This window comes from Streptomyces sp. NBC_01429, assembly GCF_036231945.1.
Taxonomy (GTDB): Bacteria; Actinomycetota; Actinomycetes; order Streptomycetales; family Streptomycetaceae; genus Streptomyces.
Map to the genome: position 1 here is coordinate 322,014 of NZ_CP109599.1, position 15,260 is coordinate 337,273.

The 15,260-nt window shown below is 68.4% G+C and carries 14 protein-coding genes and 2 pseudogenes; 9 read left to right on the forward strand and 7 right to left on the reverse strand.

From position 1 onward, the window contains the following. Window positions 1–753: 753 nt before the first annotated feature. Window positions 754–1,992, reverse strand: coding sequence for an MFS transporter (locus OG627_RS01475; protein ID WP_329060588.1), 1,239 nt, complete (start codon window positions 1,990–1,992; stop codon window positions 754–756). Window positions 1,993–2,182: 190 nt separating this feature from the next. On the opposite strand from OG627_RS01475, the gene OG627_RS01480 reads away from it, so the two are divergent. Next, window positions 2,183–2,626 carry a MarR family winged helix-turn-helix transcriptional regulator gene (locus tag OG627_RS01480; protein WP_329060590.1) on the forward strand — a complete coding sequence of 148 codons (444 nt, stop codon included), beginning with the start codon at window positions 2,183–2,185 and terminating at the stop codon, window positions 2,624–2,626. A gap of 114 nt (window positions 2,627–2,740) precedes the next feature. Here OG627_RS01480 and OG627_RS01485 read toward each other — a convergent pair whose 3' ends face one another. Together OG627_RS01485 and OG627_RS01490 are read right to left on the reverse strand one after the other, a co-directional pair. Beyond that, window positions 2,741–3,961, reverse strand: coding sequence for an alpha/beta hydrolase (locus tag OG627_RS01485; protein ID WP_329060592.1), 1,221 nt, complete (start codon window positions 3,959–3,961; stop codon window positions 2,741–2,743). 143 nt (window positions 3,962–4,104) lie between these two features. Beyond that, the gene (locus OG627_RS01490) at window positions 4,105–4,764 is read right to left on the reverse strand and encodes an alpha/beta hydrolase (RefSeq protein ID WP_329060594.1); all 660 of its coding nucleotides are present in this window, start codon (window positions 4,762–4,764) and stop codon (window positions 4,105–4,107) included. A gap of 675 nt (window positions 4,765–5,439) precedes the next feature. On the opposite strand from OG627_RS01490, the gene OG627_RS01495 reads away from it, so the two are divergent. After that, window positions 5,440–6,045, forward strand: coding sequence for a SigE family RNA polymerase sigma factor (locus OG627_RS01495; RefSeq protein WP_329060596.1), 606 nt, complete (start codon window positions 5,440–5,442; stop codon window positions 6,043–6,045). A gap of 891 nt (window positions 6,046–6,936) precedes the next feature. Here the strand turns inward: OG627_RS01495 and OG627_RS01505 are convergent. Next, a complete protein-coding gene (locus tag OG627_RS01505; RefSeq protein ID WP_329060598.1) occupies window positions 6,937–8,445 on the reverse strand; it encodes a hypothetical protein in 1,509 nt (502 codons plus the stop codon). 565 nt (window positions 8,446–9,010) lie between these two features. Between OG627_RS01505 and OG627_RS01510 the strand changes: the two genes are divergently transcribed. Then, entirely contained in the window at window positions 9,011–9,199 is a 189-nt protein-coding gene (locus tag OG627_RS01510) for a hypothetical protein (protein WP_329060600.1), read from the forward strand. A 450-nt stretch (window positions 9,200–9,649) separates the two neighbouring features. On the opposite strand, the gene OG627_RS01515 is transcribed toward OG627_RS01510, so the two are convergent. Continuing rightward, window positions 9,650–10,261 carry a TetR/AcrR family transcriptional regulator gene (locus tag OG627_RS01515; RefSeq protein WP_329060602.1) on the reverse strand — a complete coding sequence of 204 codons (612 nt, stop codon included), beginning with the start codon at window positions 10,259–10,261 and terminating at the stop codon, window positions 9,650–9,652. Window positions 10,262–10,405: 144 nt separating this feature from the next. On the opposite strand from OG627_RS01515, the gene OG627_RS01520 reads away from it, so the two are divergent. From OG627_RS01520 to OG627_RS35400, 5 genes and pseudogenes are all read left to right on the forward strand, one after another. Continuing rightward, window positions 10,406–11,140, forward strand: a complete 735-nt coding sequence (locus OG627_RS01520; protein ID WP_329060604.1) for an SDR family NAD(P)-dependent oxidoreductase — start codon at window positions 10,406–10,408, stop codon at window positions 11,138–11,140. A 32-nt stretch (window positions 11,141–11,172) separates the two neighbouring features. Further along, window positions 11,173–11,796 (forward strand): NADPH-dependent F420 reductase, encoded by a 624-nt coding sequence (locus OG627_RS01525; protein ID WP_329060606.1) that lies wholly within the window; start codon window positions 11,173–11,175, stop codon window positions 11,794–11,796. A 34-nt stretch (window positions 11,797–11,830) separates the two neighbouring features. Continuing rightward, window positions 11,831–12,721 carry a TIGR03619 family F420-dependent LLM class oxidoreductase gene (locus OG627_RS01530; protein ID WP_329060608.1) on the forward strand — a complete coding sequence of 297 codons (891 nt, stop codon included), beginning with the start codon at window positions 11,831–11,833 and terminating at the stop codon, window positions 12,719–12,721. A gap of 436 nt (window positions 12,722–13,157) precedes the next feature. Continuing rightward, window positions 13,158–13,337: a hypothetical protein gene (locus OG627_RS01535; RefSeq protein WP_329060610.1), complete on the forward strand. Its 180-nt coding sequence runs from the start codon at window positions 13,158–13,160 to the stop codon at window positions 13,335–13,337. A 182-nt stretch (window positions 13,338–13,519) separates the two neighbouring features. Beyond that, window positions 13,520–13,798 (forward strand): annotated as a pseudogene (locus tag OG627_RS35400) (MmyB family transcriptional regulator); the annotation flags it as partial. Window positions 13,799–13,998: 200 nt separating this feature from the next. On the opposite strand, the gene OG627_RS01540 reads toward OG627_RS35400, so the two are convergent. After that, window positions 13,999–14,619 (reverse strand): hypothetical protein, encoded by a 621-nt coding sequence (locus OG627_RS01540; RefSeq protein WP_329060612.1) that lies wholly within the window; start codon window positions 14,617–14,619, stop codon window positions 13,999–14,001. 65 nt (window positions 14,620–14,684) lie between these two features. Then, a complete protein-coding gene (locus tag OG627_RS01545; RefSeq protein WP_329060614.1) occupies window positions 14,685–15,110 on the reverse strand; it encodes a hypothetical protein in 426 nt (141 codons plus the stop codon). On the opposite strand from OG627_RS01545, the pseudogene OG627_RS35405 reads away from it, so the two are divergent. Further along, window positions 15,013–15,225, forward strand: a pseudogene (locus OG627_RS35405) (hypothetical protein); the annotation flags it as partial. The gene OG627_RS01545 and the pseudogene OG627_RS35405 sit on opposite strands and share 98 nt — an antisense overlap. Between the last annotated feature and the right edge of the window lie 35 nt (window positions 15,226–15,260).

Here is a 15,260-nt window from a genome sequence, read left to right on the forward strand (position 1 = left end):
CCTGAACAGGTGTTTCACCTGTTCAGGCGCCCTCTCTGGAGCGCATCTTGAGCCACGGGGTGGAGTGCGCAGTGACTCCCGCCATGGCCCACCGCTACCCCACCCCTGACCAAGGGCGAGTTCATCGAGAGTCGATGTCGCCTCGCACGCACACCCCCATGTGATGTTGTTGTGCGCGGAAGGATCGACGCAGTTCCGGCACCATTGCGGAACAGGCGCCCATCGGGTGCGACACCGAAACTCTCTATGTGCTCGCGCGCTATGCGCACCAGCACAGGCGGGACGGGCACGGGTCTCGTCGCCCTGGCCGTCCGTCGCTTCAGTGAGTGGACCTCGTGAACGGCACCGTTGCGCATGGCCGGCTGCCGGGCCATCGCCTGTCCGCCCGGGTGACGAGGGGGCGGGCTAGACATTGAAGCGGAACTCCACCGCCCTGCGTCACGGACTCATGGACCTCCACGCGAGCCGCCCAAACCGGTGAGCTATCAGCTCTGGCACAGCAGCCCGCAGGGGCCGACCTGACGAGTTGAAGCGCATCGGCCAACACGTGACCAGCGCGTGACCAGTAGCGGCCAGGAACAGGCAGAGACACCCAGATGGGGCCAGGTCTCGTACCAACGCCGTCCAGCTTGGGCCGGGTCGGAGCTGTCATGGGCTTCTCGTGAGCATGTTGATGCTGACGGTGGCTGTCGACCGGGAGATTGCTGGCTGCGCAGTTTGCCTCGAAGATGGCGAGGGCAGGCGGAGCAGGCTTCATGTGGTGCCTGCTGCCCGGCGCTTCCTGCTGGTGTGGGTGCGGTCGGTGGTCCAGGCGAGCGCGGCGATGACGGGGAAGGCCGCCGCGGTGAGGGTGACCGCATGCCAGTTGCCCAAGTGGTAAGCAAGGGTGCTGAGTTGGGAGCCGATGGCGCCGCCGATGAAGAAGGTGGCGATGTAGACGCTGGTGATCCGGGCGCGGGCGTCTGCGTCGAGTTGGTAGATGGTGTGCTGTCCGAAGATCAGGGAGCACTGCACGGCGCAGTCCAGGAGGACTGCGGCGGCGGCGAGGACGAGGATCTGGTGGGCGGCCAGGCCGGCCCAGATGAGGGTGGCGAAGGCGAGCAGGCAGGTCACGGGGGTGAGCCGGTGGGCGAGCCCTCGGTCGGCGAGGCGGCCCGCGAGAGGGGCGACGAGCGCGCCGGCTGCGCCGACGAAAGCGAACAGGCCGACCTGGAGCTGGGAGTAGTTGTACGGCGCGGCGGTCAGGACGTAGGAGATGGTCGTCCAGAACGCGCTGAAGGCGGCGAACATGCAGGCGTGATAGAAGGACCGGCGGCGCAGCCGCGGGTGCACGCGTATCAGGCGGGCCATGGAACGCAGCAGCGCGGTGTAGGAATCGGTGCTGGTGGGGGCCCGGTGGGGCAGCGCGCGGCGCAGGACAAGGGCCAGGATCGCCATCAGGGCGGCGGAGACCAGGTAGACGGTGCGCCAGCCCGCGACGTCCGCGAGCAGGCTGCCGACGGTGCGGGAGAGCAGGATCCCGGCGAGCAGTCCGCTCATGACCTTGCCCACCACGGCGCCGCGCAGGTGAGCGGGGGCGAGGCCGGCGGCGTAGGGGACGAGGACCTGTGCGACGACGGAGGTGGCGCCCGCGACGAGCGCGGCGATGAGCAGGACGGTGAAGGTGGGGGCGAGGCCGCCGGTGGCCATGGCCAGGGCCGTGACGGTGAGCAGGACGGAGACCAGACGGGAGTTCTCGATGCGGTCGCCGAGGGGGACCAGAAACGCCATACCGGCGGCGTAGCCGAGCTGGGTCAGGGTGATCAGCAGGCCGGCGGTCGAGTCCTGGAGCTGGAAGGTCCGGCGCAGCATCTCCAGGAGCGGCTGGGCGTAGTAGAGGTTGGCCACGGTCAGCCCGCAGGATGTGGCCAGGAGTACGACCAGCCAGCCGGGCAGGGCTTCCTGTCGCGCGTTTGACTCCGGTGTGGCACGGGCGGCTGCGGGCACGGGCATGCTCTGTCTCCGGATACGGACGTGGGGAGAGGCGGAAGCCGAGTCGACTTCACAGATCGGCCCGGCCCAGGACCTGTGCCCTGGCCTGAAACTGACACCCCGATCGCTGGAGCGAGCAGCCGACCGGTCTGGAATCAGGACCGTATTGAACTTTGGTTCAATATAGAACGCGACGAGTATCATGTCAACCATGAAGAACTCGGGCGACCCGCTGCCTCAGGGGATCGAAATCGGTGCACTGTCCAGGATCATTCGGCACCACTTCGCCGACCGGATCGAGCAGGTCATCCACCCTCTGGGGCTCACCCTCGGGCAGTGGACGGTGCTGCGGGAGCTGAAGCGGACACCCGGCGCCTCCGCTTCAGAGCTCGCGCGCGCCGCGGTCCACACGCCGCAGGCCGTCAGCCGTCTCGTCCGGACCCTGCAGGAGGAGGGACTGGTGGAGCGCTCCCCGGCCCGGGGCCGGGTGGTGGACAACCATCTCACGGCCAAGGGACACAAGGTGATGGATGAGACCTTCATCCAGATCGAGGCCCGGCTGGCTCCGGCACTGGAGAAGTTCGACAGGGCCAACACCGAGGAGTTCCGCCGGCTGTCTCATCTCCTCATCCAAGCCCTGGAAGACCCGGCCTGAGCCGGATACCCGGGGCCCACACGTAGGTGGTCGCTGCCCCCGTACACGAGGCGAGGAAATGTCCTGTGGACCGGCGATGCGCGACGGAGAACCCTTTACGCGGACGGCTGCCGTTCAGGGAGCAGCGGTGGTGACGTCCACATCGGTGATGGCCGCGTCGGGATGCCGCACCCCCGTCAGTACCTGGTCCTGCCCGGTGTCGCCGAGGAGGTAGCGGCGGAAGAAGACACCGAGGTACGTGGTGGCGACATGTCGCTGCTGCGGCTCGGTCAGCTGCCTGGCGGGCGCCGCACCCTCACGGTCAGTGCACTGCCCGGGGTGTCCTTCCACCGGTGTGGCGTCGTCGGAGGCCGCGATCTGACGGCTCTGAGGCGACCACTGCGTGTTGAAGTAGTTGTGGTTCGCCCCGTGGATCGCGAACCGGTAGAAGCCGCTCCGGTTCCCCTTGGCCGCGTCGGCCGCGAACCAGAGTGCCTCACCGCCGACCTGTCCGTCGCATGTTCCCCGAAAGGTGGCGAAGGGGGTCTTGGTGATCGTGTAGTCGGACATGTTCTCCGTCATCACGTTGTAGGCGGGCGCCACAGCCGCCACCGCCTTGACCTCGACGCCTTCGGGCCACTGCCTTCGATGGCTGTCAGCCGCCTGCCAGGTGGCCCCGGCCCCCGCCCTGGAATGCCCCATGATCCCCACGTTGCCCATGTCCACGTGGTGGGCGAAGCCGACGCGTCGCGCCGCTCCGGTCGCCGGGTCGGCGAACTTCCCGGCGAGCTCACCCTTGCCCGTGGAGCTGAGCTCCTGCCACATGCGCAGATGCTGGTTGATGAGATCCGCCCGCGTGGCAGCGTTGTCATCCCCCCACACGGAGGAGGCGTTGATGCCGTTGGCGCCGACCGAGACGACGACAAACCCCTGATCGGCCAACCTGCGGCCCAGGTAGTCGTATCCGCGCTCGCTGGGCAGGGCGGGTGTTCCCGACGCACACGGCCAGGCGGACAGCTTGGCATTGGCAGCTTCATACCCGGCGTCGTCACCATTGTGCTCGGCAGCTGTGCGCGCTGTGTCTGCCGTCCGGTCGGCGCAGGTGTCGTGCAAGCCGTGCAGCATCACAATCAGTGGATGCCGCCCCGTGCCCAGGTCGGCGGGATAGTGCACCACCCCGGTCAGCTCGACCGGTTGACCGGTCTGTGGCAGGCGCCAGGCATCATTGCCCAAGTCGTAGCGGACCGTCCTGGTGGAGACGGACGAAGGCACCGTGCTCCGTCCCGTCGCCTCGTTCGGTGCCGCGGCACCGGTTGCATCCGTATACGTGAAGGCCGCTGCTGCGGCGGACAGCACCGCCGCCGACAGGGCCAGCAGACGAGCCGAAGCCCTCGTGCGTTTGTGTCGCCTCATCGTGTCTCCCTCGGTGAGTACAGGGACGGCCCGGAGCGTCCGGTCCCGCTCGTGGCCGTTGCCCGGGGTGAAGGTGAAGGCCGTCCTCAGCGGGCGGCGGCGTAGGAATCCGTCACGAACTGGATGACCCGGTCCCGCAACGCGGCTCCTGAAGCACCTGCCCGCCCGATCATGTCCGTTCCGTGGAATCCGCTCTTGTCGATGACCAGTTCCTTCTTGCGGGCAACGGAGGCCGCGTAGACCTCACGGACCTGCTTCTCCACCGCCCCCTCCATGTCACCGGGCGACACCACAAGAAGCGTCGGAACGCTCAGCTTCCTCACCGCCGCCACGCCGTCCGCCCCGAGGCAACGGGCAGGCGAGGACATCATCAACAGGCCCACCACCCGCAAGGGCGTGTCAACCCCGGCGACCGCTGCCGTCGTCCCCCCGCACGACGCTCCCGCCAGGAACACCCTCTTCGCGCCGACGCGCCGCAGTTCCGCCAGTCCGGCACGGGCATCTCGGTCAATGTGCTCGTTGACGGCCGTTTTCTGGGACGCACCGTGATTGCGGTACTCGGGGATCACCACGTGATAGCCACGCTTCGCCAACTGCCGCCCGATGTCGACGAACGAACAGACGTTGTAGCCCTGCTCGTGATCCAGAAGAACACCGTCGGGCCCCTCCCCCAGGACCAGCGCCGACAGACGCACCCCATCGCTGGTCGTCAGCGTCGTGGCTTTGCTCCTCAGGTCCTCGGGCACGCACGTGTTGACGAGATACCCCCGCGCCGTGCGCACCGTGCGGTCGGGAGAGCTCGGCTCGTACGAGGCCGGCTCATGATCCGGCGGTGCGGCGGGAGCACTGCTCCGTGCCCCGGAGGGCACCGGAGCGGCGGACGTCGCAGCTTCCGCTTCCGGGTCACGCCCGGACCCGCCGGCCGGGCTCGCACAGCCCGACACCAGGCCCAGGCACACCAGCACGGCGACGGCAGCAGCTCTGACTCTCAGCACAGTCTTCCTCAGGTCTCGCATCCGACGGCGACGTGTCCCGCGCATGCCGGACACGCACATCCGCACCGGATCGGAACATCCCTTACGCCTTGACAGACGTGCGGACCTGCCCGAGGTTGCAGGCCGCGACGATCAATGTTCCGGAAGCGGGAGACGGACAGGCCACGCCACGGCCGCACGCCCGCACCGCGCGGTGAACTGCAACCTGTCGGCGCCCCACACGTCCTTCCCAGTAGAGGGCGCCCCCCTTGAAATCCCTGAACCGCTCGATTCACGCACTAGGTTGACGCATATGCCAGAAATATCCCGCCGGGAAACCATCCGTGGCAGCATCCGCCCGACGTCCCCACGGCGCCCCAGACCGGATGACGGCCGACACACACAGCGTCAGGACGTCACCACCCCGCCCGCGAGGAAAAGACGCTGATGGCTGCCGTTTCCGCCTGTGAAGGTGCTTTCCCGCGCAGCCGGTGGCGATGGCTACTGGCCCGCCTCTCCCACGACCGAAACAGATCGGACCTCGAAGGCCGGCTGTCCGGCACAGCGTCGGAGGAAATCGACAGACTGTACCGCCACCGCAGGCTCGACCTCGTGCGCCTGGCCGTCCTCCTGGTCGACGACATCCCCACAGCCGAGGACGTCGTCCAGGAAGCCTTCGCGGCCCTCTACCGACGACACGGCAACACCCTCGACAACATCGCCAACCCCGAAGCGTACATACGGCGCAGCGTGGTCAACACCTCCAGGGACGTGCTGCGCAGGAGGCGCACCGTGCGCGCCTACATCCCCCCGCGCATCCTCCCCGCTCCACCACCGGAAGAAGAGATCCTTCTCAAGGAAGAACACCAGGAAGTGCTGCGGGCGCTGAGACTGCTCACCCTGCGCCAGCGGGAGGTCCTCGTCCTCAGGTACTGGTCGAACATGTCCGAAGCGGACATCGCAGCAGCCTTGGACCTGTCTCGGGGTGCAGTGAAGTCCACAGCGAGTCGAGCACTCACGGCTCTGGCCAGAAGACTGAAGGAGACGCCATGACAGCCGTCGAGGACCGCCTTCGCGCCACACTGCACGCCCGAGCCAACCAAGTCACCGCCCTCCGACCGGCTTTCCCACCATCGCCCCGCGCACGGACTGTCATCCGCCCCCGACTGCGCAAGGCTGCGGCAGTCCTTCTGGTCGCAGCCTTGGCAGCGGTCCTCCTCGTGCTGCCCCGGCTCCTCTCTCAGGGCGACCCATCAGTCCCCGCCGACACTCCCCCACCCGCTAGCCCGAGCAACAGAACGTCACCTTCACCCGCCTCTCCCCCACCAGACGAGGCTCCCAGACCTATCGCACCGTAGAGCAGCCGCAGCCGGGGCCGCGGCTGCCTGCCTCACGCCCTCCGCTCAGCGGCCTCCCCATCCGTCCCTCCCTCTTTTCGCGCGTCTTCGCCGACCGCGGCTACGACGACGACAAGCACCGCCGCCTCCTGCGTGCCCGAGGCATCACATCCAAGATCGCCCGCACGGGTGAGCTCATGGCCACGCCTTCGCCTTCGCCTTCGCCTTCGACAAGGACCGGGGCGCGCGCAGGGTGTACGTCGAGGGCCGAGCCCCGACGGGCGGTCCCCGTCACCCACCCGGGTTCGCAGGGGATTCGGGAGCATGCGCACGAGAACCGGTTCTCCCGCTGGTGCACTGCGACCAACACGTCCCGGGCCCGGCAGACCACCAGGATCGCAGAACCGCCGCCCGGCCGCTCGTCACAAAGTGGGCCGCGTCCTCGCCACCCAGGCGCAAGCCCTGCGCGAGCAGGTGGTGACGAACGCGTGCGTCCTCTACCGCCTGGACCGCCGCGACGGCCACGGGGGCATCGTCGCGCTCGACTGCGTCTACGAGCGCGACACCGTCACTCGGCTGACGCCCGCTCACCGGACGAAGCGACGTCCTAATCCCTGACCTTGAGAAAGCGCATCCGGGTTGCGCCATTGCTGTCGGTGCCGCCGGCCTCGGCGTCGGAGATCTTGCCGCCGGTGAGGACGAACATCAGGTGCAGGCGGATCGTCCGGGGGCCGGAGGCGACCGTGTACTCGGTCATGATGTGTGTGGTTCCGCCTTGCTGCTCCTGCCTCGCCGCGTTGATCGCCGCGATCTGGGTGAAACTCGTCAGGAGGGTGTCCGTGGTCTCGTCCCTGAGCCAGCCGATGATGTAGCCGCTGCCGCCGGTGGCGGAGCCGAGCGCGTACCGCACATCGCTGTCGATGTGGTACACCCCGGCTTCCGGGAGCACGATGTCGGACTCGGGGATCGGCACGTCGGTACCGGCCTGGGTCAGGAGGTTGGCGTGCTGCCTCTCGGCGTTGCGGAACGCGCTCACCGGCGTGAGGCGGGCGCCGATCTCCCACCTTTCGGGGCAGCCGGGCGTCCCGGTGACGTCGATGTCCACCGACCGTTCGTTGCTGCTGTTGCCGCCAGGAGCGATACCCGTCAGGCCGATCCGCGGCACGAGCAGCCCACCGGTCGTGTTCCGTGCGGCATTGCACGGGGACGGGTCCAGAGCAGGTGTGTCGGGCGCGTACAGACACCCGTCGCTGCCCCGAGTGATGGCGTTGCCCCGGTCGGTGGAGATGCACGGAGGGCGGGCTGTGGCACATCCGTCCTGGCAGGAGGCGACCGGGATGACCGGCGGGACCGCGGCGTAGGGAGTCGAGCCGTCGAGGGTGTCGGTCGTGCAGGTGACCGTGCCGTCACAGTTACGGCAGGTCGTACGGAGGAACGGCCTCCCGCAGCCCGGGGCGGACGCCTGGACGGTGAGGACGAAGCTGTCGACGGTCCACTGCTTGGGGCCGACCCGGCAGGTCTCGTCGTTGCCTGTTTCCAGGTTGAGCTCGACGACGATCTTTCCCGCGAGGACGTCCGCGAGGGACACGGTGGTCGGTGGGATGACGCCGTTGTCGTCACCACCCGCCGGCAGATCGGGCGGGCCCAGGAGATCGGTGCGGATCGGGGTCGTGCCGTTCCACAGGGCGAAGCGGCCGTAGAGCTGACAGGCGGTGTTCCCGCCGTCGTTGTGGACATGGACCGAGGCGCTGATCGTGACGCTGGTGGGGTTGCCGCGCAGTGACGTGGAGTCGATGTGCACGACGCCGGCGAGCCAGGTGTGCTGGCCGTTGTGCGTCCCGTCGTCGGCCGGGAACGTGCCCGTGCCGCTGTTCAGGATGGTCTGGGCGACGACAGGGTCCAGTGCGGCATGGGTGTTGGCGATGGTGTAGTACGGCGTCGGGTCGGTGCTGCTCGCGGTCGCTGCGACCCGGTACGGCGCGGAGTCGCGCAGTGGGGTCGTCTCGCAGTGCTCGCACGGCCTGGAGCCGGGACAAGCAACTGGGGGGCAGGCCGGCTTGGAGGGCTGACAGCCGCCGATGGCGATGGGGGACTGCCCGCAGCCGCATCCACTCATGGGTCAACTCCTTTTGCGAGGTGGGGTGGTGGCAGTGACGGTGTGCCCCGTGCCACGTTGGCGCGGTTGAGGCACGAGGGGTTGGTGCGCCGGCTCGTCGGCCGAAACGGGTGAAAATCGAGCTGGGCAGGCACGTTGTGGAAGTCCGGCGGACCTGAAGTCGGCCTCGCAATCGGGGAGCGGAAGAAGACCGTCTGGCGGGCCGCTCACCGGGCCGTGGCTGCCATGACGTCGATCGTCATCCAGCTGCGTGTTCCCGCAGCCGGTCATGTCCTTGGAGTGGGAAACAGAAGCGGCCATGTCGGCCCCTCTTCGCGGTTCTGCTACTGGTAATGGGCAGACCGCGTTGGGCGCTCGGGCATGGGAATACCTGAAGCTGAGTCACTTGTCTTCTTCGTTGCCCTTCCTAATGTACTGTCCGGTGATCTGTCGGGCATTAGCCCGTTAGGGTGGTCGATTTTCACCGTCAAGGTGACAGGGCGCTCAGATTCCGCCGGCGTACGGGCCGGGAGCGGATGGCCGACCGTCCCGATATCAGGGTCAACTTGGCGACGATCCCGGCCACATGGGACTTCACCGTAGCCTGACTGAACGTCAGTTCCTGGAGTACGGGCGCGACGTGGTGACGGCGCTCGGGGCGCCGCCGGCCGACGACGGCCTGGACCGCGCGTCGGGCGACGCGGTGAAGCCCTGCCGCACAAGGACGGGGCGCTGCACCTCTGAACCGGAGGATCCGACCGCCGGCCTGCTGTAGCCGTTGCCGATAGGTGCCTGACCGCGCACCGGCCAGGAAGCTCGACGAGGTGGCCCGCAACGATCGCCGTCAGCGGGATACCGCTGCCACGGCGGTCGAGCGGACCCGCCGGGCCGCCGGGCCGCCGTACAGTAGCCGCCCTCACGGGGCTCCCGGCCGGCTACCGCACTGGCGCGGCCTGATCCGAGGACGTAAACGGACAGGGCTCCCGTGCCGTTGAGCTGTCCGGCAGAGCGCTGAGGCTGTTCAGCACTACGGCAGCGTGCGGCGCCGACAGCTGCCAGGCCGACACCGACCACGTCGGCGGGTCCTGGGGGGGCGCCGGTCTCCCCGGCGGCCGCTGCTGCGGCCTTCAGCAGGCGGGCGGCGTCCAGTTCCGTAAAAGCCGGCAGGTCCGGGCCAGGTGCCGGGCGGCCGACAGCGCGTCCAGCCCGGCCGCGGAGTGTCAAGTCAACTTGACACTTCCTCCCGTCGCCGGTCATCGCCGGCGGTGGCGGGGATGGCGTTGTCGATGAGGACGGCGGCGATCGCGGCGGCGGTGGGGAAGGCCTCGGCGTCGAGGACCCGGGTCCGGGCAGCGGCGCCGTCGATGAGCAGCGCGAGCTGCTCGCCGAGCTGTTCAGGGTCGGCGGCGCCGGCTTCACGGGCGGTGTCGGCGAGCCGCGCGGCAACGGCCTTCTTGTAGTCGCGTGCGTACTGGGATGCGGGGTGCTGGGAGTCGTGGAGCTCCACGGCGGCAGCGATGTACGGGCACAGGGGCGTGCCCGGGGGAATGTCGAAGGCGGCGAGAAGCCGTTCGCGGGGCGTGAGGTCGGTGCGGTCGAACACGCCGGACAGAACGGCGGGGTCGAACCGGCGCAGGTACTCGGCGACGAGTTCGTCCTTGCCGGTGAAGTGCTGGTAGGCCGTGCGCTTGGACACCTCGGCCGCCGCGCAGAGCTCGTTCATGCCGGTGCGGTTGATGCCCCGCTCGCGGAACAGCTGCTGGGCCGCGCTGATGATGCGCTCGCGGGCGCCCCGGCCGCGGCGGCTGCCCTTGGGGCCCTTCTCCAACTCCGTCATGGGTCCAGCGTACCGCAGCCAGGTAACGACCGGTGTACATAATTTGCGTCCCGGCCACCCGCCCCGTACCGTAAGCACACAGGACGGTGTACTTAACGCCGTCACCCCAGGTGCGCACGGCACCACCGATCCAAGGGAATGACTATGGGAAAGCTCGATGGCAAGGTCGCGGTCATCACCGGCGGTACGACCGGCATGGCGCTGGCCGGCGCGAAGCTGTTCGTCGACGAGGGAGCGCACGTCTTCATCACCGGCCGCCGCCAGGACGCCCTGGACGAGGCCGTGACGCAGATCGGCCGCAACGTCACCGGCATCCAGGGCGATGCCGCCAATCTGGACGACCTGGACCGCCTGTACGACACCGTCAAGCGGGAGAAGGGAAGCCTCGACGTGCTGTGGGCCAGCGCCGGAGGGGGCGAGCCCGCTCCGCTCGGCGAGATCACCGAGGCCCAGTTCGACACCTGGTTCGGGCTCAACGCCCGCGGCACCCTGTTCACCGTCCAAAAGGCCCTCCCGCTCTTCAACGACGGCGGCTCCATCCTCATGACCGGCTCCAACGCCTCCCTCGGCGCCTTCCCCGGCTGGAGCGTCTACGCCGGCAGCAAGGCCGTCCAGCAGGCATGGGCCCGAATCTGGCTCAACGAGCTCAAGGACCGCCGCATCCGCGTCAACGTCCTGACCCCCGGCCAGGTCGCCACCGCCAAGCAGGCAGAGCTCTTCGACGAGGCCACCAAGCGCCAGTTCGAGTCCCTCATCCCCCGCGGCCAGATGGGCCGCCCCGACGAAATCGCCACCGCCGCCCTCTTCCTCGCCTCCGACGACTCCAGCTACGTCAACGGTATGGAACTCGTCGCCGACGGCGGCACCACCGCCATCTGAACCCAACGACACGCACCAGGACAGGACACCTCATGAGCACCATCAGCATCATCGGCACCGGGAACATGGCCCGCACCATCGGCGCGCGAGCGGTAGCGGGCGGCAACACCGTCGAGATCATGGGCCGCGATCAGTCCAAGGCCACCGACCTCGCCAAGACTCTCGGCGGCGCCGCCACGACGGGAGAATGGGGCACCGCCCCGGCCGGGGACATCGTCATCGTCGCCCTGCTGCACGACGGCGTCGTACCGGCCGTCGCCCAGTACGGGGAAGCTCTCGCGGGCAAGGTCATCGTCGACATCAGCAACCCCTTCAACTCCACGTTCGACGGGCTGGCCCACCGCGAGCAGACCTCGATCGCGCAGGAAGTCGCCAGGACGGCACCCGCAAGCGCCAGCGTGGTGAAGGCGTTCAACACCGTCTTCCGCCATGTCCTGGAAAAGGGCCGGCCCGACGTCTTCCTCGCCGGCGACAATGCGCAGGCCAAGGCACATGTGGAGGCGTTCATCGAGAGCCTCGGGCTGCGCCCGCTGGACGTCGGCGGCCTGACAATGGCGCACTGGCTGGAAGGAGCGGGCGTGGTCACGGTGGGCCTCGCCAACCACGGGGTGGGGAACCTGGACTTCGCCCTCGGCATCACCGAGCTTCCCGTCTGACGGGACGGTTGACGGAATACCGAAGGGGCTCGTCATGAAGCTTGGTTTCACACTTCCCATCATCGGGCCCGCTATCCGCAGCGCCGCTGGCCTGAGCGCGTTCTGCCGCGGAATCGAGGACCTTGGCTACGACACGCTGTGGGTCGGCGATCGCCTGGTCCAGCCGGTCGAGATGCACAGCACCTATCCGGGCAGAGAGCAGCCGTACCCGCCGCAGATGAAGCGATACCTTGACCCGGTGCTGCTGTGGACCGTCGCCGCGACGGCGACCAGCCGGGTGCGGCTGAATGCAAGCACGCTCAGCACCTTCTACTGGGAGCCGCCGCACCTGGCCCGGATGCTGACCACACTCGACGTGCTCAGCAACGGACGTCTCGAAGTCGGCGTGGGACTCGGGTGGATGAAAGACGAGCACGACATCTCCCGCAGCGCGGACTGGCACCGGCGCGGTCGGATGCTCGATGACCTGCTGGCGTTCCTGCACGAGTGGTGGACGGCCAACCCGGTTGCCTGGGAAAGCGAGTTCTTCTCGCTGCCGCCGGTCCACGCCGACCTGCGACCGGTGCAAACAGGCGGGCCGCCCATCTGGATTGGCGGCACCAGCGAGGCCGCGATGCGCCGGGTCGGCCGCAGCGCCACCGGCTGGCTCGGGATCGATTTCCTCCCGGACGAGGTCGCCGACCAATTGTGGTTGCTCGCGCGCCAGGCGGCGCAGGGGGCCGGCCGCGATCCCGACGCGCTGAAGAAGGCCATCCGTATCAACCTCGAACCGGGCACGTCCGTTGGTTCGCTGGCCGACAAGCTCAAGCGCTTGGCCGAGTCCGGTGCGGACGAGGCGTTCGTGGACGCCTTCGCACTGTTCTCCGACCTTGAGCAGATGCTTGACTTCGCCAGCCAGGTGATCGCGCGCACCGGTCGGTTGTGACCACCTAGGAGCAGTATGCCAAGGACTTCGTCGCCTGGTTACCCGTCGGGGAACACGTAACGCTGCGCGGCTTAACGTCCCCGCGCCACTGGGCCAGCAGCGCGGCGCCCCCGCCCTTGGCCCAGTGGCACTCAGATACGCAACCGTTTCGTCATCGAGACTGTTCAACGGGGCGGGATCATTTGCACCCCCTGCGTGCTATGTCTGCCGCGTAGCCGAGCCTCGTGTTACCGGCGTCGTGGGACCAGGCCACCGCGGAGGTGATTGAGAGGCCCAAAACCTCGCTCAATACCGACGCCGGAATCTGCGCTGCAAGGTCCAGCGGGGCTGTGTTGCGGCTGGCGCGAGCACGGATGCCGAGCCTGTTGAGCCGTACCGTCAGGTGGCTTGGAGTCATGGCTTGTCCGGCGCGGCCGCCTGGGAAGAGCCACGGGCCTTGGCCGTTCTGTCCCAGGACAGCGAAAGCCTGTCGGCTACGGACGGGTTCGAGGAGCACTGGTCCCAGCGGCTCGGGTATCTCTACTGGTCGGGATCCCAGCTGGAGCTGAACGCCATCGGCTTCAGCCAGGATCTTGTCTCAGTGAGCTGGGCGACGCGGGACACCGGCTGGCCGTAGAGCACGACGAGGCGGCCAGCCACCCTGTCCGGCAGGGCGAGGTCGGGCCTTGATCCCTGATGTTGGACACACGAGACACTGGATCCTGAGGATCTGAGGACGGACATCCCGTGGTCGTGAAGAACTACCCGCCGGAGTTCAAGGCGGACGCGTTCGCGCTGTAAGAGTCGCGGCCCGACGCGACGATCAGGTCGGTCGCCGCCGATCTGGGGATCAATCCGGAGACGCTGCGAAACTGGGTCCGGGCAGCCGGGATCGGCGAGCTGTCCCTGGCGAGCCCTCGCTTCCGCGCCCTGTGGAACCGCCACGACGTGGGCGCGCAGCGCGGTGCGTCCATCCGATTCGACCACCCGAAAGTCGACGAAGTGTGGCTCAACCGCGAGATGCTCGCAATCAGCGGGGCGGACGGCCCTCATCTCGTCGTCCTTCACGCCCGGTCCGGCTCCGTGGACGCCGACAAACTGATGCTCCTGGCCTCGTCGGCACTGGCCCCCGGCCGAGCCGGCCGGGGGGGATGGATGCCTCCTGGGGTCGCCGCCCTGCGACGAGACAGCCTGAAGTGCGTCAGCGGGATCACACGGCTTCCGCAGGTCGTCCGGAGCGAGAGCAGCCCGCGTGGGGGTGCCTTGCCGGTCAAGGTGGTCAAGCGCACAGGGCCGTCTCATGACGGTCGGTCCGGCATCGGAACACCCGCCTCGGTGAAGACCGCCGTAACGGCCGCCTCCCAGGTGTACTCCTCGCCCTGGACGTACAGGACTTGGTCGAGTCCCGGTCCGATGGGCTGGTCCGGGAAGGACACGTACACGACCTCGTCGCCGATCGGCAGATCGTAGGTGATCCACGTGTCCGACGCGGCGTCCCAGTCGGGCCCCACCTCATCGGCATTCAACGGGAGTCCGCGCTCGCGTAGTTCCGCGACAAGGAGGTCGGCGTTGCTGTGGATGGTGTGCAATCCCTGGGCGAGGGAGGACCGTTCGTCCACGAACGCGCTCCAGGTGTAGGACTTACGGCCCCAGCGCAGGTTCCAACCGTCCTCCGCCGTGGCGGACTTCAGGGTCGGGGTGGGGATGCCCGGCACCACCAGCGTGTCGCCGTAGGAGTCGGGGGCCTCGATGTCGAACTCCAGGCTTCCCTCCTCCGAACCCGCTCTGCCGTCCTTGTTGAAGAGCAGGACCTCGCAGCCGCGTGCGGTGAGTTCAGCGGCCAAGGCCCGCATGTTCTGCCTGGCGTGGTCAGTGGCGGTGGCCTTGCCGATGGAGCGGTGGGGCTCGTTGTGCGTCATACGGGGCATGGTGGCAGACGGGGCTGACAGCGGTGATCTCGACTACGCGGAATGAAGCCACAACATCACCGGCACCGGCCTCCATCAAGCATCGAGTGGCGCCGGGCCCGGAGGCGGGGCGAGCCACTCCGCGCCGGGGCCGGCCGGGCCCCGCAGTAGCCGGCCCCGGCGAGGTCGTTCAGCGAGTCTCCGTCGCGAGGAAGGAATGCGTCCAGGTACACCAGGAGCGTCACGTGGTCCGCGACGTGCCCGAGTGCCTCCGTGACCACCATGCCGCCGTAGGAGTAGCCGAGCGGGACGATGTCGCTGAGGTCCGCGTACAGGAACGTGTTGGCGGCGTCCGTCACGTGCGCGGGCAGGTCGACCTGCGGGCTGGTGAGGTGCGCGCGTGACCTGGACCGTCCCGCACGGTTCTGGACCGCCGCGCTCGGCTCCGTCGCCGAGGGCGAGGCCGTGAAAGGCGAGGCCGCGGGGAAGACGAGCTGCGGCACGCGCCGGAGGCTGCGCCCGCATGACGGGCAGGGCATCGAGATCCTCCTGCCGCTCACGGCTGACATGAAGGGTCGCGGAGACCGTCTTCACCTGCACTTGCGTACCCGGGACCTAACCGCCGAGGTGCGCCGGGGCACCGACGTGGGAGC